The sequence below is a fragment of the Flavobacterium sp. N1719 genome, from assembly GCF_025947045.1.
Taxonomy (GTDB): domain Bacteria; phylum Bacteroidota; class Bacteroidia; order Flavobacteriales; family Flavobacteriaceae; genus Flavobacterium; species Flavobacterium stagni.
Window position 1 is genome coordinate 2,821,508 of sequence record NZ_CP109993.1, and the last position, 17,809, is coordinate 2,839,316.

The window sequence follows — 17,809 nt, forward strand, 5'->3', positions numbered from 1 at the left end:
ATTACCATGGAAGTTTTATTTTCAACCAATGCGCTCGTCGCTTTACTAACCTTAACTTTCTTAGAAATCATCTTGGGAATTGACAACATTGTCTTTCTTTCCATCGTTTCGGGCAAATTAAAAGCCGAAGACCAACCCAAAGCCCGTCGCATCGGATTGCTGTTGGCCATGTTGTTCCGCATCATACTGTTGTTCGGAATCACTTGGGTAATGGGCTTAAAAAAAAGTATTTACGACTTTGACTGGGGCTTTTTGTCGGGACATGTGACTGGACAGAGTTTGATTATTTTCGGGGGTGGTTTGTTCCTTTTGTACAAATCGGTGACCGAAATTCACCACAAACTCGAAGGCGCTGAAGAGGGCGAAACGGGGAAAGCCTCCAACAGTTTGTCGGCTGCAATCATCCAAATTGCCTTGTTGAATATCGTATTCTCGTTTGACAGTATCTTGACGGCTGTGGGATTGGTGAGTAGCGAACCCGCACCCAAAGGTTTTGGCGAAGCGGCTTTGATCATTATGATTCTCTCCGTTGTGATTTCGATTATTATCATGATGATTTTCGCCGGACCCGTATCCAAGTTCGTTAACGAGCATCCTACGATTCAAATCCTCGGTTTATCCTTCCTCATCTTGATCGGCGTTATGTTGTTAGCCGAAGGGTCGCACCTCGCCGGATTCAAATTCTTAGGAGAAAACGAAGTCCACAGCATCCCCAAAGGCTATTTGTACTTCTCGATTTTCTTCTCCTTGTTTGTGGAATTCCTGAACTTAAAAATGAAGAAATCCAGCAAACCCGTCCAGTTGCACAACAACAAAATTCAAGACGAAAAACTCAAAGATACCGACATCAACAATTAATACAGAAGCACCTTTCGGGGTGCTTTTTTTTGGGCGTTGCGGTTCCCGCCGGGCTGTCCGCGGTACCGGCCTTGCCTGACGGCTGCGGCAGGGTACCTTGCTCCCATCCCTAACGCGGAGGAAGTGCAATATTCACGAAACTTACCATAAAAAAACCTGCTCTTTCGAACAGGTTTTCCTTTTTTATTCTAAAGCCAAGGTAATTTGACCGTCGTCATCCAATTCGGTAGGAATATCAGGGCTTTCGCCTTCTTCCCCTTCCGTTGGGGCTATTACTTCCGGTTCTTCTTCGGGTTCTTCATACGGCAACGGATCCAATAGATTCACTTGTTTCAGTTTATCGGCCGTCAATTGGTTACCGAGCGCTTTAATCCCTTTTATGGCTATAAATTGTTCCAAATCAACCACCTGATTTTCTTTTTGTACGCCTTTCACTTTGGCATAAATCACCTCAGCTACAGGACGCCAATCGGTAGAGACAATTTCCAATTGGGATTTCTCGTGTTCCGAAATAAAGATTTCCTCCTTATTTTCATTTTCCACCAAGAAACGTTTGACAAAATAGCGTTCTTTTTCGCCATCGTAATAAATACAAGAAATCGGTTTCTTCGGATTCCATTTTTCCAATACGATCATGTCTTCGTCAAAGTGGGTCGTCAATTCCGGAATAATCGTTTTCAGTTTTCCACTTTGGTTGATAATCAACAAACGATCATTGGGTTTGAATTCGCCCAAGAGTTCGCCCCGACCATCCACATTCAAGCGCTGTACTGTATCGTCAAACCATACTTTACGCGGACGGAGTGTCGAAATCCCTTTTTCCTTCAATTCAATTTTCTTGATCGGGTATTTACTCACGGTATTACCGCGGGAGGCCCGACCCTTAATCATGATTTCGGCAAAGTCGACATCCCATTTCAGTTTTTTCACACTACCCACTTGGCGCAACAAAATGGTTACGGTTTCAGCTTCTCCATTCGGATTCGCAGAGAAATACAAAACCATACTGCCCGCTTTTTCTTGGGTTAAGTCGTAAAACTTATCGCGAGTAACGCCACTTACGTTAAATCGTTTGATAAATGAAGCGCCGTTCTTCCCGTCGCGGTAAATCATATTGTAAATGGTGCGTTTGTCGTTTTTGTCAAAAACCGCCACATGGATAATGTCTTTCCCGATGAACTTTTTATCGTCCACTTTGGAAATCATCATTTTCCCATCGCGCAAAAACACAATCACATCATCAATATCCGAGCAATCGGCCACGTATTCATCGCGTTTTAAACTCGTTCCGATAAAACCTTCTTCGCGGTTAACGTACAATTTGGTATTGCGCAACACCACTTTGGTCGCTTCAATAGTATCGAAATTGCGAATTTCCGTTTGTCGTTCCCGACCTTTACCGTATTTGTCTTTGATATTTTGGAAAAACGCAATGGCATAGTCGGTTAAATGATCCAAGTCGTGTTTCACTTGCTCCATTTCGGCTTCCAATTTGGCAATCGCGTCATCCGCCTTATCCGAGTCAAATCGGGTAATACGAATCATCGGAATCTGTGTCAGCTTTTGCAAATCGTCGTCGTGGATATCGCGAACGAAATCCTTTTTAAACGGCTCAAATCGTTGGTACAAGTACTGGTATAAGTTCTCGCGATCGGAGTACAATTTGAAATCGATGTACATTTCTTCCCGAATGAAAATCTTCTCCAAAGTGGACAAATGCCACTTGTTTTCGAGTTCGTCCAACTGGATTTCCAACTCGCGTTTGAGCAAGTTTTTGGTGCGTTCGGTCGAAATGCGCAACATTTCCGAAACGCCCATAAATATCGGATTGTTATCGACAATCACACAGCCCAGTGGCGCAATGGACGTTTCACAAGCCGTGAACGCATACAAAGCATCAATGGTTTTATCGGGAGACACGCCAGGCGGAAGATGAATCAGAATCTCTACTTCTGCAGCCGTATTGTCTTCAATTTTTTTGACTTTGATTTTCCCTTTCTCATTCGCTTTCAAAATACTATCAATCAAGGTCGATGTATTCGTTGAAAACGGAATTTGAGTAATCACCAACGTTTGCTTATCCAATTGCGAGATTTTGGCACGAACGCGAACACGACCGCCGCGCATCCCGTCATTATAATTGGACATATCGGCAATACCCGCCGTGGGAAAATCAGGGTAAATGGTAAACGACTTTCCTTTCAACACCTTGATGGAGGCGTCGATGAGTTCGTTGAAATTATGCGGTAAAATCTTGGTCGACAAACCCACCGCAATTCCTTCTGCGCCTTGTGCGAGCAATAACGGAAACTTTACGGGTAAATGAATCGGTTCATTTTTACGACCGTCATAGCTGAGTTGCCAATTGGTTACTTTGGGTGAATACAAAATATCCTGCCCCAATTTGGAAATACGTGCTTCGATATAACGGGAAGCCGCAGCCCCGTCACCGGTGAGGATATTCCCCCAGTTTCCTTGCATATCAATGAGCAAGTCTTTTTGACCGATTTGCACGATGGCATCTCCAATACTCGCATCCCCGTGCGGATGGTACTGCATGGTATGTCCGACGATATTCGCCACTTTGTTGTAGCGACCGTCGTCCAACTCTTTCATGGAGTGCATAATACGACGTTGCACGGGTTTGAATCCGTCCTCAATCGCAGGCACCGCGCGTTCGAGGATTACATACGACGCATAATCCAAGAACCAATCCTTGTACATACCGGTTACTTTGGTAATGGTATCTTCGGGATTTTCGTTGTTTTCGTAAAAATGACTACCGGAAGCGGGACGAATTACGTCGTCAAAACCTTCTTCCGTGTGCTCTTGCGGTGTATCGTTACCTGAATCGTCTTGCGATCCATCTTCATTAGGAACGATATCCTCTTCTTCGTCTCTCATTTTTTATGTATTCACTTTCTATTTTACAGAAATACTTTTTTCCTTTTGGTTCACAATGTTTCACAAAGTGATACACAATGTTTCTCGATGTTGTTTAATTTCAAAAATGTTTAAAAATACATTCTCAAAGTACTAATCGTTTAATCCCATCTTTCATAGATTTTTTGTAGAAATTCAACAACAAACCTAATCTACTTTCTGAAAGACGCATGTAGGTTAAGCATTGTGCGATGTGTTCAATTGTAAATTCGTCTACTACTTTTAATTCAACTATTACTTTATTATTTATGAACAAATCAACTCTGTAACCGCAATCCATTTTTACCTCTTCATAGTATACAGGAAATGGCTTTTCTTGCTCTACAATCAAACCTTCTTTTCTCAATTCATAAGCTAAACACTCACGATATACTTTTTCTAATAGTCCCGAACCTAGTTTTGTATGAACTTTATAAGCACATTGCAATACCATTCTACTGATTTCATTTTCCTCTTTCATATCTCCTCAACATTAAATTCATCTTTGTATACATTGTGCCCCACTTTGTGTGACTTTGTGCTCCCGTTATTCTATGACATCTAATTCCACTTTCAAATTATTGATAATGAAATCTTGGCGATCGGGGGTATTTTTGCCCATATAAAACTCCAATAACGTTTCAATCGACGTGGCTTTATCCAGCATCACAGGATCGAGTCGGATATCTTCGCCTATGAAATACTTAAACTCATCGGGCGAAATTTCACCTAATCCCTTGAATCGCGTGATTTCGGGTTTGGGTTTTAACTTTTCAATGGCCGCGACACGTTCTTCGTCGCTGTAGCAATAGATGGTTTCTTTTTTGTTGCGGACCCGGAAAAGTGGCGTTTGCAAAATAAACAAATGCCCTTCTTTGATTAATTCGGGAAAAAACTGCAAGAAAAATGTAATCAACAACAAACGAATGTGCATCCCATCGACGTCGGCATCGGTGGCGATTACGATATTGTTGTAGCGCAAGCTGTCGTAATCTTCTTCAATATCCAAAGCCGCTTGGAGTAAGTTGAACTCCTCATTTTCATAGACAATCTTTTTGGACATGCCATAGGAATTCAACGGCTTTCCGCGCAAACTAAAAACGGCTTGCGTATTCACGTCCCGACTTTTGGTGATCGAACCCGAAGCCGAGTCCCCTTCGGTAATAAACAACGTACTTTCGAGGCAGCGTTCATTTTTGGAATCGGTTAAGTGAATGCGGCAATCGCGGAGTTTTTTATTGTGCAAACTCGCTTTCTTAGCACGGTCGCGGGCCAACTTACGGATGCCCGACAGTTCTTTGCGTTCGCGTTCCGCTTGCAATATCTTTTTCAATAAGGCTTCGGCCGCTTCCGGATTTTTATGCAAATAATTATCCAGTTTGGTCGACACAAAGTCGTTGATGAAGGTTCGAATGGAAGGACCGTCGGGACCGATATCGGTGGATCCTAATTTGGTTTTGGTTTGGGATTCAAAAACGGGCTCTTCGACTTTCACCGAAACGGCCGCTACAATCGACTTACGAATGTCGGACGCTTCGAAGTTTTTATTGTAAAAATCCCGTATCGTTTTCACCACCGATTCACGGAAAGCGTTCAAGTGCGTTCCTCCTTGGGTGGTATTTTGTCCGTTGACAAACGAGTGGTATTCCTCCGAGTATTGCGTTTTACTATGGGTAAGGGCAAATTCGATATCATCACCCACCAAATGGATAATCGGATACACCGAATCTTCTTCCGTGATGGTTTCTTGCAACAAATCCTTTAAACCATAATCGGAATAGTATTTTTCACCATTAAAATAAATCGTCAAACCGGTATTGAGGTAGCAGTAGTTTTTCAACATTCGCACCACATACTCGTTGCGGTATTTGTAGTTTTTAAAAATGGTATCGTCGGCGATAAACGAGACTTTAGTACCACGGCGTTTGGTCGATTCTTGGACATCTTCTTCCACAGTTAAATTCCCTGCCGAGAATTCAGCCGCTTTTTGTTGGTTATCCCGAACGGATTCCACACGGAAAAAGTTAGACAACGCATTCACGGCTTTGGTACCGACTCCATTTAAACCCACTGATTTTTTGAAGGCTTTGGAATCGTATTTTCCACCGGTATTCATTTTGGACACGACATCCACCACTTTCCCTAGCGGAATACCACGACCGTAATCGCGAACGGTCACTAATTTATCTTTGATGGTTACCTCGATGGTTTTTCCTGTACCCATGACAAATTCGTCGATACAGTTATCAATGACCTCTTTGACTAGGATATAAATACCATCATCGGGCGAAGAACCGTCACCTAACTTTCCGATGTACATCCCCGGGCGCATCCGGATGTGTTCTTTCCAGTCGAGTGAGCGTATATTATCTTCATTATATTGCACCTGTTCAGCCATAATCCAAAACGTAACGATTTTCAGCTAATATAAGGTTTCCGAGGCGGTTTTGGAAGGCAAAAAATGGAAAGTTATTAAAAATGTTTTTGACAGGTTTAATGCACAGGAATGGTTAAAAACAGAAGTTATTTTCGTTACTTTTTACTAAACTTTTTCAACTTCAAATTCAATTCTTTCGGGTTAAAGGGTTTGATAATATATTCATTGATTCCCATTTCCAAAGCACGCTCCAAATACCCGTAGGATGCAGAAGCCGTCAAGGCAATAATGGGAATTTGGGTATCCGTTTCGCGAATGATACGGGTCGCTTCATAGCCGTCCATCACGGGCATGGACAAATCCATTAAAATCACATCATACTTCCCTTTTTCATGCATTTGCACACCGATTAAGCCGTTTTCTGCCACTTCAACCTGTACGCCCCAATGACTCATGATTTTTTCTGCAATCTTGATGTTGATTTTGTTGTCTTCCACCAGTAAAACCTGCAATCCATTTAACATCACTTCGGTTTGACCGTCATCGTGCAAATGGGCTGTGGTGGTTTGAGAATCAACGGGTAGACTGAGGGTAAAATAAAAATTAGTCCCAAAGCCCAACTTACTCTCAAAAGCGATATCCGAGTCAAACAAATGCAACAAACGTTTGGTGATTACAAGTCCGAGCCCCGTTCCCCCAAACTGACGAGAAGTGCGGGTTTCGGCTTGGGAAAACTTTTCAAAAATAGAGGTAAATTGTGTTTTATCGATACCAATCCCCGTGTCGATTACTTCTACTTTAAATGTTGAAATACCGCCGGTTACGTCCAACTGACTCAACCGAATAGTGATCACTCCTTTTTCAGTGAATTTGATCGCATTCGAAACTAAATTAGTAATGATTTGATTCATGCGCAACGGATCACTCACTACATTGGATACAAAATTTTCATCTATCTCTAAGCGAATTTTATTCAAATTTTCATTGGCACGGGCTTGCATCGCACGAGCAATTTGTTGGACCAAACTTTTAAAATCAAAAGGAATTTTTTCCAAGTCGATTTTCCCGGCTTCAATTTTATTAAAATCTAAGATATCATTAATAAGTAAGAACAGATTTTGAGCGGACAGTTTGAGCACTTCAATATTTTCCCGGTAACTATCCAACGAATCCTCTTTTTCCATGATGTACACGAGTCCGATAATCGCATTCAAAGGCGTTCGAATCTCATGACTCATGATCGAAAGAAACTCCGATTTGGCTTCATTGGCGTTTTCGGCATCAATTTTAGCCTGGTTGAGTTGCATTTGGTATTCGTGTTTGATTTCAATTTCGCGGTTGAGAATATGAATCAAATTCAGCAAATTGGCTTCTCCTTCCAGTGGTTTACTATCCCCATTTAATTGTTGTATAAGTTCAATTAAACGGGCTTCAAAGAGTTGTTTTTTGGCTAATTCCTCTTTAAGTCGGTTATTGATTTCAAAATACTCTTGGTCATTGAGCAAGGTAGAATGTTCAAAGAGTTCGGCCTCTTTTTCATAATTGAGATACGTTTGATTGATCACTTCGATAAAAGCGGCCAATTCGGGAGAATTCGTTAAATTATTTTCCGATAAATACTTATCAATCTGTCGGTTTAAATGGCGGTGGAGCAAAGTTCTATCCATAAAAATTACGCTTCATACATCGTTGCTATGGTCATTGTTTGATTGTGCAACTCACATCCTAGTTTCTGTTTATTGGGTGAAATTTCACCGTAGGAATAAAATCCAAACAATACGGTTTCGTTTCCTAATGTATTCTTTATTACTTCTAATTCTTCTTCAATTCGTTCAGCCAAAACGATGCGACGCCCAACACAACTGACCAAGAATGCGATTTGGGGTGGATGGGGTAAACTAGTCCGAATCTGTTTGGCCGCTTCTGCAGCAGCATCTACTAATCGATCCATATTACCCCGCATTAATCGTACACGAGCACCAACAGGCAAATCTCCTGCAAAAGTCATGGATTTCTGCGTTTCATCAATTGATAAAATCGTTCGCACTACCGATTCTGCATCGGGTGTTTCTTTCATAGATAATGGAAAATAAAGCGCTGAACCCGGCAATTCATCGGCATATTTCCCGAGGTACTCTTTGTATAAATCCAACGCATAGCGATCGCCAATTTTATACAACACATTTTTATCGGAATGGGTTACTTCGCGCTCCGGACCAAAATCGGCCCAACCGCCTTCACTTGCAAATCCGAATTCTAGTCCTTCACCATAGAAACCAACAGCAACAATTTTACCCGGAGATGCATCGGTATTGAGTCCGACCACTGTTTTTTCAAAACTAAATTCGTCCCCAGCCAAACCGCCAAAGAATGGAATTTTTCCTTGGGTTTGTTGCGCTAATACTTGGATTAATTCCGATCCATTGACATGCGATCCTTCTGACAATACTAAAATCGCTCTCAAATCAGGTGCTGTCAATTCATCGTGCACTTTCGAACCTAACTGTTGAATGGAATCACCATCTAAAACATCATAGACTACCGATTTAATTTTTGCCTTATCAAATTCAATTGCTGTAGCTACAAGGGATTCTTCAATTTGGACTTGATTTGAAATTTGTCCCGAAGACGAACAAATTACGATAGTCGCGTTTGGGTAAATTTGATGTAAAGTTGAATACGGTTGTACTTTTTCTAATAATGTGCGCTGTCCAAAAGCGAGCACTAAATGGGCTTTATCAGCGGAAAAACTCGGACTTTCATTCAGGCATTTACTAACTAAATTGGAGTCTAGTAAAATTTGGCGCGTTTTCATTATGGAGATGTTGTTTGTTTCACAATAAATATATAAAAAATACTAATGCGATTCATTAAAAACCAAATATTTCAGTTGCATCTATTCATTTGAAAATCAAAAGCGAACAAAATAATACTACAAATCAAAATTCCGATTTTAAACCATGAATCTATTCTAACTGTAAGATTTTAGCTATTTTTAAAAAAAACATCATTATGAAGAAAAACAAAACAGTAGAATGCCAATTTTCTGGTTCATTTAAAGTAAAAAAAAAAAATGAACTAAAAGTATGTTTTTTGGGACTGAAAAAAGGAACGCATAAAAAAACACGACCGAAGCCGTGTTTAACTTATAAGTAAACTTGAAATAGTTACACATTAAATCGGAAATGCATTACATCGCCATCTTTCACGATATATTCTTTTCCTTCTACGCGGAGTTTTCCCGCTTCTTTCACTTTCGATTCAGAACCAAAGGTTACATAATCCTCATAAGCAATAACTTCCGCACGGATAAATCCTTTTTCAAAATCGGTGTGAATTACGCCTGCTGCTTTTGGAGCGGTATCACCCACGTGAATGGTCCAAGCGCGAACTTCTTTGACACCGGCTGTAAAATAGGTTTGTAAGTCTAATAATTTGTAAGCGGCACGAATCAATTTAGAAACACCCGGTTCGTCCAAGCCCATGTCTTCTAAAAACATTTGGCGCTCTTCATAGGTTTCTAATTCGGTGATATCGGCTTCGGTTGCTACTGCCAATACAATCACTTCTGCATTTTCAGATTTGACCAATTCGCGAACTTGCTCTACGTATTGATTCCCGTTTACAGCGGCGCTTTCGTCTACATTACATACATACAAAACAGGTTTGGTCGTAATTAATTGGAAAGCTTCTAATAAATCAGCTTCGTCTTGGTTTTGTGCCACAACCGTTCGCGCGGATTTTCCTTGCAACAACAAATCGCGAATTTGGTTCAACAACGATTGTTCCAAAACGGCTTCTTTAAGACCTGCTTTTGCGGTACGGTTCACTTTTTCCAAGCGTTTTTCTACCGTTTCCAAGTCTTTTAATTGCAATTCGATATCGATGGTTTCTTTGTCGCGAATCGGATTCACATTTCCGTCTACGTGTACGATATTGTCATTATCAAAACAACGCAACACGTGGATGATAGCGTTACATTCGCGGATATTGGCCAAGAATTGATTTCCTAATCCTTCGCCTTTACTCGCCCCTTTCACCAATCCAGCGATGTCTACAATTTCAACGGTAGCAGGCAATACACGTTCGGGATTCACTAATTCTTCTAACTTTTCCAAACGTGGATCGGGTACGTTTACCACACCAATATTGGGTTCGATCGTACAAAAAGGAAAGTTGGCACTCTGCGCTTTCGCATTGGACAAACAGTTAAACAAAGTTGATTTTCCGACGTTGGGTAACCCCACGATTCCTGCTTTCATTAGAATTGAATTTTTAAAGTGCGCAAATATACGGCATTCAACCCATTTACAAAACAGCGAATTAGGGTTCGTCGGCAATACTTTTAATAATCGTCTCTTCTTCGGGAGTAGGTAACAATCCCGAGACATTCCAATAGTCGGTTAAAATTTTATCTTTCAAATTAAACAAAGCCTTATCCTTAAAGACTTCGCTTTCTTTGAATGTAAATTCATTTTGGCTAAAATTGGTCGTGACAAAATAGTTTCTCACTTCAATTTCAGTACGAATATCTTTTTTGTCTACCCGTTCAAATCCAATTTCTTCACGGGAGGAAAGTAAGTAATATTCATGTTCACCGTTAAATCGGTAACTATTTTTAAAATTGGATTTGTACATATTGCGAGCGCCCACCGCCGTTTTCTCATGGGCATTAGCTACAGAATTGGGGGTAACCGAAGAACTCACTTCGATGATTACTTTTTTCTTTTTATCATAAATAATTGAATAATCATCTTTGAAACCTTTGACAGGATCGAGCGCATTGACCACCATCAGGTAATAATTATCGTTTTTGGTGTAGGATTTAATTACAAAATCGTAGTCCTTTTTAGCACGGGCTTCCAACAACGGTTCGAGGTATTTGAAATTGTAATAATTCTCCATGATATTGTTCAAATCGTAGCCCAACAAATCATTGGGCACATCGGCATCTATCAAGCCAATGGATCGATTTTGCTCAACTAAAATGGCATTTTTAAAATCTTTGTTTTTTCCTGAAATCTGAAAATTCATCAAACCATCGTTGTAAAATACATAATTTCCATTGCGTTTAAAAAACTCCCGGGAATAGACTTTTAAACGGCACGGCGTGGTGAGTTTCGCTACCGAATTTTCGATTAAGGTTTTGAGGATTTTTTGGGGATGTTGTTTGGTAATGATGATTTCGTCCAAGGTATTGACCATACTTTTCAACAATACCACATTCTCTTTTTCTTTGAGAGCGGTCGAACGCAGCGTTTGGGTTTCGTATTGCGTATGTGTAATTTGAATACTGGAAACTCCCGTTAAGGCAAACGAAACCCTGCCTTCAGCATTGCTCAAGTGGTTTTGTTTGGTACGTAAAACAGTGACGGTAACATCATCGATTGGTGCGAGTGTTTCAGCGTCTTTAAGGATCAAATGAATGTCTCCTTGTTGGGCGTTGGTTAACGAGAAATGGAAGACCAACATTAGTAGCAGTAATCTTCTCATGGCGTTAGGGGTTTGACCCAAATTTAAGAAAATTCCATTACAAATGTTAAAACCGTACAGAAAAAACATAAAAAAACACCTGAATTGCGTCAGGTGTTTGGTGTTTTAAGCTAAAATTTTGCTTATTCGTTATGTAAAAAAGCTTGACGATTCAACAACGTCTCTTCGCTTTCCACATGATTATCATCGGGGATACAACAGTCTACGGGACAAACAGCCGCACATTGAGGTTCTTCGTGAAACCCTTTACATTCGGTACATTTACCCGGAACGATATAGTACAAATCGTCTGAGATAGGTTTCTGAGGCGCATCAGCATCGACTTCTGTTCCGTCGGGTAAAACAATTTTCCCGCGTAGTTTAGTACCGTCTTTGTAACGCCAATCGTCAGCACCTTCGTAGATTGCCGTGTTCGGACATTCGGGTTCACAGGCTCCGCAGTTAATACATTCGTCAGTTATAATGATTGCCATAGCGAAATTTATTAATTTTGCGCAAATTTACAATCAATACCCTTCATACACAAGCAACCTATGTTACAAATCGATAAAAAAACCGCTTTACTGCAATTGGGTCAGTTTTTACAGCAATTTGGAACTGAACAACCCATCAAAAATTCGGCGGTTTTACACAACGATTTGTTTTTTGACCGCATGTTAGGTCATATCGAAACGGCACAACACTACAACGGTTGGTTTACCCCCGAACAAATGCGATTTGCGTTACAATCCTGGGCAGCAGCGTTGACGGAAAGTAATCTAGACACTTGGTTGAAAGGCTATGATTTTTCGGCAACTTCACCCAAAACAATAGGATTGGTATTAGCCGGTAACATTCCGCTTGTAGGTTTTCATGATGTGCTGAGTGTATTGGTTTCGGGGCATCAAGCTTTGGTAAAAACCTCCTCTAACGATCAAAAAATGGTCCCTTTTTTGGTGGAATATCTGATCGCTTGCCAACCCGAACTTCAAAATTGCATCACGTTTACGGAAGGGAAATTAGAAGGTTTTGAAGCTGTAATCGCCACGGGAAGCAACAATACGGCCCGTTATTTTGAGTATTATTTCAAAGACAAACCGTCCATTATTCGTAAAAACCGAAATTCGGTAGCGGTTTTGGATGGAACAGAAACCAAAGAAGATTTGATTCAGTTAGGCGAAGATATTTTCCGTTATTTTGGATTGGGATGCCGCAATGTCTCCAAACTTTTTGTTCCCAAAGGCTATTCCTTTGCTACTTTTTTTGAAGCGATGTATACCTATAATGATTTGATCCAGTACGACAAATATGCCAATAACTACGACTACAACAAAGCCGTTTATTTAATGAGCTTGTTTCCTATTTTGGACAATGGATTTTTAACTATTAAAGAAGATTCGGGTTATGCCTCTCCCATTTCGTCTGTTTTTTATGAATACTACTCGCATTTGGACGATGTAAAAAAACGACTTTCGGAAGAAGCCGATCAGTTGCAATGCATCGTATCCAACGGACTTATCTTCAACAGCATTCCGTTTGGAAAAACACAACGCCCCGAACTTTGGGACTATGCCGACCATGTAAATACCTTGGATTTTTTAAAATCGATTTAAAAATTTTCTACATTTACATGAATAATAAATTGTAAATGTATGAAGCCACTAGTACTTGTATTCGCTTTTATTTCTTTAATCACAAATTCCCAAACCTTAACACCCGTATACCCCTCCTCAGGGTTTTCCGGTAATGCTTTTGGTAAGCGAGTCGCGTTGGATGACAACAACCATTTGTTTGCGACTACTCAAAATACCCCTTTTAATGCGCAAAAAGGTGCAATTTACCGATTTGATTATGCATCAGGAAACGCAGTACAAACCAATTTTTATGAAGTTCCGACCTTGACAGCGGAGGACGATTTTGCTTACAGTATAGATGTGAATCAAAACTTTGTTGTGGCAGGAGCACCGGGTAAAGATGGGTCGGTGGCGAACTCTGGTAGTGTCTATGTTTTTGAAAATTCAACGACTGGAAACTTAGTCCAGACCCTTACGGCACCCAATCCGGCGGCTGAGGATCAATTTGGAAAAAACATTCACCTTTTGGGTAATTTTTTATTCGTGAGTCAGTTTTCCAGTTTAAGTGGCAATGCTGGTTCGGTGTATGTTTACCAATTCAATGGAACAACTTTTACATTTGTACAACAAATAATGGCACCTGGAACACCATATTTTGGGAGCAAGATTTGGACACATAACAATCGAATTTATATTGGAAACGGGAATTTATATTACAGCTCGGGTGACTTTCAATCGTTGAAGGCTTATGATTGGAATGGAAATTCTTGGATTGAGAATACGGCATTCAACTTTACGAATACTTCCGCCAATGTGATTAAAGACTTTGCATTCCACAATGACAACCTTCTCGTCTTAACCAATGATTACTCGGACAATTATCTAACACGTTTTGTTCACGATGGTTCGATGTGGACCAATTCAGCTACTATGAATCTAAATTACGGCGATTCTATGGTCAATGTCATGAAAATTGAGGGCGATTTTATGGCTATTGGGACGAATAATTATGTATTACAAATGGAGCGTAAATTTCCATTACGATTCTATCAATATGCAAACAATACTTGGAATCACACTTTGACGCTATATGGCCAAGGACCCGATTTTCAAGATGATGCCTTTGGAAGCGTTATTGCTATAAACAATACGGGTTTAGCAATTGGATCTCCCCAAGAAAACAACCCGAGTCCATATGACGGAAAAGTGTATTACGTTCCTTTTTCAAGTTTGGAAAATCCTACATTTTTAACAGCATCTTTGTTTATCACTCCCAATCCAGCTCAAGATTTCATTCAATTAACGGGTGATTTTAATTACCAAAAATTGGCGCTTTATGATGTAAGCGGTAAATCGTTAGCATTTTCTATTGAAAATAGTAGAATTCCTATTTCTCACTTGGAAAACGGAATGTACATTCTACAAGCAACTGATGAAAACGGTAAGATTTTCACAACAAAATTCTTAAAAAACTAATAAACTACTTATTAACTATAACGTTTTAGTTGATAAGTCGGAATGGAATCGAATTTACGAATTTCGGATATCTCTCGTGTAATGTTGAAATTTGCACCCGAATGACAACACAACCATAAATTTATTCGGAATTTAATTATGAAAAAACACAATTACAGCGCGGGTCCGTGCATTTTACCGCAAGAAGTTTTTGAACAATCCGCACAAGCCCTTTTGGATTTTAACCAATCGGGATTGTCGATTCTAGAAATTTCGCACCGTAGTAAAGACTTTATCGCGGTGATGGAAGAAGCGCGTGCTTTAGTACTTGAATTATTAGGATTGGAAGGCAAAGGTTATCAAGTGCTTTTTCTACAAGGAGGTGCCAGTATGGAATTTTTACGTGTTCCCTACAACTACATGAAAGTAGGCGGTAAAGCGGCCTATTTGGAAACCGGAACTTGGGCTTCCAATGCGATAAAAGAAGCGCAATTATTTGGTGAAACGGAAGTGGTTGCTTCGTCAAAAGCGGCTAATTTCAATTATATTCCCAAAGACTACACGATTCCAGAAGATGCTGATTATTTCCACTGCACAAGCAACAACACCATATTTGGTACCCAAATGAAATCGTTTCCGAAAACGGATGTACCTGTGATTTGTGACATGAGTTCGGATATATTTTCGCGCCAACTTGACTTCTCACAATTTGCCCTAATCTATGCCGGCGCGCAGAAAAATATGGGTCCGGCAGGGACAACCTTAGTCGTGATCAAAGAAGAATTACTAGGAAAAACAGGGCGCACGCTACCGAGCATGATGGACTACCAAAAACAAATTAAGGCAGAAAGCATGTATAATACACCTGCAGTTTTTCCAGTTTATGCGTCTTTACTAACTTTGCAATGGTTAAAAAAACAAGGTGGAATCGCCGGAATTGAGCAAATCAACGCCGCAAAAGCAGCGTTGTTGTATGCTGAAATCGATCGCAATCCGTTGTTTGAAGGTACAGCCGCAGTAGAGGATCGCAGTGTGATGAATGCCACTTTCCTTCTCAAAGATGCTGCACATACCGAAAAATTTGATGCCTTATGGAAAGCAGCGGGAATTTCGGGATTGAATGGTCACCGTTCGGTGGGTGGTTACCGCGCCTCGATGTACAACGCTTTGCCGTTGGAAAGTGTACACGTTTTAGTAAACGCAATGCAAGAATTGGAGCGTTCGATTTAAATCGGACTAGCCCGGATAGCAGCGGTATCCTTTTATGAAGCGTCAGCGGAATAAAAGATAAAGCGGATAGCCGGAACAGCTCCATAAAAAAATTAAAAAAATGAAAGTTTTAGCAAATGATGGCATTTCCAAAAGTGGAATTGCAGCCTTGGAAAAAGGCGGATATGAAGTGATTACGACGAAAGTGGCTCAAGAGCAAGTCGCGAATTACATTAACGAAAAAGGAATTGAAGTGGTGTTGGTGCGCAGTGCCACTAAGATCCGTAAAGATATTATCGATGCTTGTCCTGGACTCAAAATCATCGGCCGTGGTGGAGTTGGGATGGACAATATTGATGTGGAATATGCCCGTAGTAAAGGCATTCATGTGATTAACACGCCGGCCTCTTCGTCGGAAAGTGTAGCGGAATTAGTGTTTGCGCACTTGTTTTCGGGTGTTCGCTTCTTGCACGATGCTAACCGCAACATGCCTTTGGAAGGCGATTCCAATTTTGACGGTTTGAAAAAAGCCTACGCAAATGGGACAGAATTACGTGGCAAAACACTGGGAATCATCGGATTTGGTCGTATCGGTCAAGCAGTCGCTAAAATGGCATTGGGCTTGGGCATGCGCGTAATTGCTGCCGATAGTTTTATTGATAAAGCTTCGATTCGTGTTGAATTTTACAACGGTCAGTTCATTGATGTCGAAATTTTGACCGAACCGCTTCACGATGTTTTGAAACATTCTGATTTTATTACGCTTCACGTTCCTTCACAAGAAAAGTACATTATTGATGCTGAGGAATTGGCACTCATGAAAGACGGAGCGGGAATTGTGAACTGTGCCCGTGGCGGTGTGATTAATGAAGTGGCGTTGGTTGAGGCCTTAGACAATGAAAAAATTGCTTTTGCCGGTTTGGATGTTTTTGAAAAAGAACCTCAACCTGAAATACAAATCTTGATGCATCCGAAAATTTCGCTTACGCCTCATATTGGCGCGGCGACATTAGAAGCGCAAGACCGAATTGGAACTGAATTGGCCGAACAGATTATCGGACTCTTAGGAAAAAAATAAGACTAATAAGCACTCTAAGGGGTGCTTATTTTTTTGTTAAAACCGAATTATTATCAAGGAGTTAGCCGACTTTTCATTATTTTTAAAACATGAAAAAGTGTGTACTTGCAGGGATATTGATCATCGCTATTTGGGCTTGTGCTAGTCCGGCGCGTACGGCCAGTCAGGATCGTCATGAAGTAGCTCAAAAAGAAGACACGATTCGGATTGCGAATGATTCGTTGGAGTACGAGGTAGTCATAATCGAACCTGGATTTTATGGATGGTTGCAATCTACAGCGCGTCCAAGAGGGTATTACTCTGAAAATTATTTGGAAAGCCGCAACCGCCAATGGGTGATGGAGTGGAACAGTCGGGTGAACCAACCCAACCGCTATGATCCCAATTTATACGAAATGCAGATTAATTACGACTTTGGAACGCATTACGGCTATGAGGTAAATTATTTGATTTATAATTATTTCATCTATTTTCAAATGCATTACAAACAAAAGTTGGGAACCTTTGACGTACGCCCTTAATTCCTTACTTTTGTACCATGGCAAGTTTCAAAGAACGATACAACATTACCTCTAATTGGCAGTATTTTGTCATTGTTGTTGTTTTTGCGCTTACCGGTTCGTCCTCTGCATTAATTGCCAAACCTTTATTACCGCTTTTAGGCATTACAAAAACGAGTTTGGCCTATCCGCTCTATTTGCTTTTGTATTTCTTAGTCATTTTCCCCATATATCAAATTTTATTGGTCACCTTAGGTTTTCTCTTTGGCCAATTTAAATTCTTTTGGCAATTTGAAAAAAACATGTTGCGCGCTTTAAAGTTGGGGTTCATCGCTGATTTTTTAGAAAAAAAATAAGGAACCGA

General features: G+C 40.5%; 15 protein-coding genes. 7 read left to right on the forward strand and 8 right to left on the reverse strand.

The window, feature by feature from the left end:
- Positions 1-6: 6 nt before the first annotated feature.
- Positions 7-858 (forward strand): TerC family protein, encoded by an 852-nt coding sequence (locus OLM45_RS12180; protein WP_264510527.1) that lies wholly within the window; start codon positions 7-9, stop codon positions 856-858.
- 183 nt (positions 859-1,041) lie between these two features.
- On the opposite strand, the gene OLM45_RS12185 is transcribed toward OLM45_RS12180, so the two are convergent.
- The 8 genes from OLM45_RS12185 to OLM45_RS12220 all read right to left on the reverse strand — a co-directional run bounded on the left by OLM45_RS12185 (position 1,042) and on the right by OLM45_RS12220 (position 12,123).
- On the reverse strand, positions 1,042-3,762 hold the full coding sequence (locus OLM45_RS12185; protein ID WP_264510529.1) for a DNA gyrase/topoisomerase IV subunit A: 2,721 nt from the start codon (positions 3,760-3,762) through the stop codon (positions 1,042-1,044).
- A gap of 124 nt (positions 3,763-3,886) precedes the next feature.
- Positions 3,887-4,261, reverse strand: coding sequence for a GxxExxY protein (locus OLM45_RS12190; RefSeq protein WP_073363552.1), 375 nt, complete (start codon positions 4,259-4,261; stop codon positions 3,887-3,889).
- Positions 4,262-4,327: 66 nt separating this feature from the next.
- Positions 4,328-6,178 (reverse strand): DNA topoisomerase IV subunit B, encoded by a 1,851-nt coding sequence (locus tag OLM45_RS12195; protein ID WP_264510531.1) that lies wholly within the window; start codon positions 6,176-6,178, stop codon positions 4,328-4,330.
- A 134-nt stretch (positions 6,179-6,312) separates the two neighbouring features.
- On the reverse strand, positions 6,313-7,824 hold the full coding sequence (locus OLM45_RS12200; RefSeq protein WP_264510533.1) for a response regulator: 1,512 nt from the start codon (positions 7,822-7,824) through the stop codon (positions 6,313-6,315).
- A gap of 5 nt (positions 7,825-7,829) precedes the next feature.
- Positions 7,830-8,972 carry an FIST signal transduction protein gene (locus OLM45_RS12205; protein WP_264510535.1) on the reverse strand — a complete coding sequence of 381 codons (1,143 nt, stop codon included), beginning with the start codon at positions 8,970-8,972 and terminating at the stop codon, positions 7,830-7,832.
- 352 nt (positions 8,973-9,324) lie between these two features.
- Entirely contained in the window at positions 9,325-10,419 is a 1,095-nt protein-coding gene (gene ychF, locus OLM45_RS12210) for a redox-regulated ATPase YchF (protein ID WP_264510537.1), read from the reverse strand.
- 61 nt (positions 10,420-10,480) lie between these two features.
- A complete protein-coding gene (locus OLM45_RS12215) occupies positions 10,481-11,650 on the reverse strand; it encodes a hypothetical protein (RefSeq protein ID WP_264510539.1) in 1,170 nt (389 codons plus the stop codon).
- 122 nt (positions 11,651-11,772) lie between these two features.
- Positions 11,773-12,123, reverse strand: a complete 351-nt coding sequence (locus OLM45_RS12220; protein ID WP_129461527.1) for a 4Fe-4S dicluster domain-containing protein — start codon at positions 12,121-12,123, stop codon at positions 11,773-11,775.
- Positions 12,124-12,183: 60 nt separating this feature from the next.
- Here OLM45_RS12220 and OLM45_RS12225 point away from each other — a divergent pair, with 60 nt between their 5' ends.
- The 6 genes from OLM45_RS12225 (at position 12,184) to OLM45_RS12250 (ending at position 17,801) form a co-directional block, all read left to right on the forward strand.
- Positions 12,184-13,242 carry an acyl-CoA reductase gene (locus OLM45_RS12225; protein WP_264510542.1) on the forward strand — a complete coding sequence of 353 codons (1,059 nt, stop codon included), beginning with the start codon at positions 12,184-12,186 and terminating at the stop codon, positions 13,240-13,242.
- Positions 13,243-13,281: 39 nt separating this feature from the next.
- A complete protein-coding gene (locus tag OLM45_RS12230; protein ID WP_264510544.1) occupies positions 13,282-14,679 on the forward strand; it encodes a T9SS type A sorting domain-containing protein in 1,398 nt (465 codons plus the stop codon).
- Positions 14,680-14,817: 138 nt separating this feature from the next.
- Positions 14,818-15,888 carry a 3-phosphoserine/phosphohydroxythreonine transaminase gene (gene serC / locus OLM45_RS12235; protein WP_264510546.1) on the forward strand — a complete coding sequence of 357 codons (1,071 nt, stop codon included), beginning with the start codon at positions 14,818-14,820 and terminating at the stop codon, positions 15,886-15,888.
- A 100-nt stretch (positions 15,889-15,988) separates the two neighbouring features.
- Positions 15,989-16,945 (forward strand): D-2-hydroxyacid dehydrogenase, encoded by a 957-nt coding sequence (locus tag OLM45_RS12240; protein ID WP_129461523.1) that lies wholly within the window; start codon positions 15,989-15,991, stop codon positions 16,943-16,945.
- Between the two features lie 89 nt (positions 16,946-17,034).
- On the forward strand, positions 17,035-17,466 hold the full coding sequence (locus OLM45_RS12245) for a DUF6146 family protein (RefSeq protein ID WP_264510548.1): 432 nt from the start codon (positions 17,035-17,037) through the stop codon (positions 17,464-17,466).
- Positions 17,467-17,483: 17 nt separating this feature from the next.
- Positions 17,484-17,801: a DUF6787 family protein gene (locus OLM45_RS12250; RefSeq protein ID WP_129461521.1), complete on the forward strand. Its 318-nt coding sequence runs from the start codon at positions 17,484-17,486 to the stop codon at positions 17,799-17,801.
- Positions 17,802-17,809 lie beyond the last annotated feature (8 nt).

Bases quoted from the DNA above. Each gene is read 5' to 3' on its own strand.
- OLM45_RS12185 (WP_264510529.1), bottom strand. From the start codon at position 3,762: ATGAGAGACGAAGAAGAGGATATCGTTCCTAATGAAGATGGATCGCAA.
- OLM45_RS12220 (WP_129461527.1), bottom strand. From the start codon at position 12,123: ATGGCAATCATTATAACTGACGAATGTATTAACTGCGGAGCCTGTGAA.
- serC (WP_264510546.1), top strand. From the start codon at position 14,818: ATGAAAAAACACAATTACAGCGCGGGTCCGTGCATTTTACCGCAAGAA.
- ychF (WP_264510537.1), bottom strand. From the start codon at position 10,419: ATGAAAGCAGGAATCGTGGGGTTACCCAACGTCGGAAAATCAACTTTG.
- OLM45_RS12180 (WP_264510527.1), top strand. From the start codon at position 7: ATGGAAGTTTTATTTTCAACCAATGCGCTCGTCGCTTTACTAACCTTA.
- OLM45_RS12230 (WP_264510544.1), top strand. From the start codon at position 13,282: ATGAAGCCACTAGTACTTGTATTCGCTTTTATTTCTTTAATCACAAAT.
- OLM45_RS12205 (WP_264510535.1), bottom strand. From the start codon at position 8,972: ATGAAAACGCGCCAAATTTTACTAGACTCCAATTTAGTTAGTAAATGC.
- OLM45_RS12240 (WP_129461523.1), top strand. From the start codon at position 15,989: ATGAAAGTTTTAGCAAATGATGGCATTTCCAAAAGTGGAATTGCAGCC.
- OLM45_RS12200 (WP_264510533.1), bottom strand. From the start codon at position 7,824: ATGGATAGAACTTTGCTCCACCGCCATTTAAACCGACAGATTGATAAG.
- OLM45_RS12195 (WP_264510531.1), bottom strand. From the start codon at position 6,178: ATGGCTGAACAGGTGCAATATAATGAAGATAATATACGCTCACTCGAC.
- OLM45_RS12190 (WP_073363552.1), bottom strand. From the start codon at position 4,261: ATGAAAGAGGAAAATGAAATCAGTAGAATGGTATTGCAATGTGCTTAT.
- OLM45_RS12215 (WP_264510539.1), bottom strand. From the start codon at position 11,650: ATGAGAAGATTACTGCTACTAATGTTGGTCTTCCATTTCTCGTTAACC.
- OLM45_RS12245 (WP_264510548.1), top strand. From the start codon at position 17,035: ATGAAAAAGTGTGTACTTGCAGGGATATTGATCATCGCTATTTGGGCT.
- OLM45_RS12250 (WP_129461521.1), top strand. From the start codon at position 17,484: ATGGCAAGTTTCAAAGAACGATACAACATTACCTCTAATTGGCAGTAT.
- OLM45_RS12225 (WP_264510542.1), top strand. From the start codon at position 12,184: ATGTTACAAATCGATAAAAAAACCGCTTTACTGCAATTGGGTCAGTTT.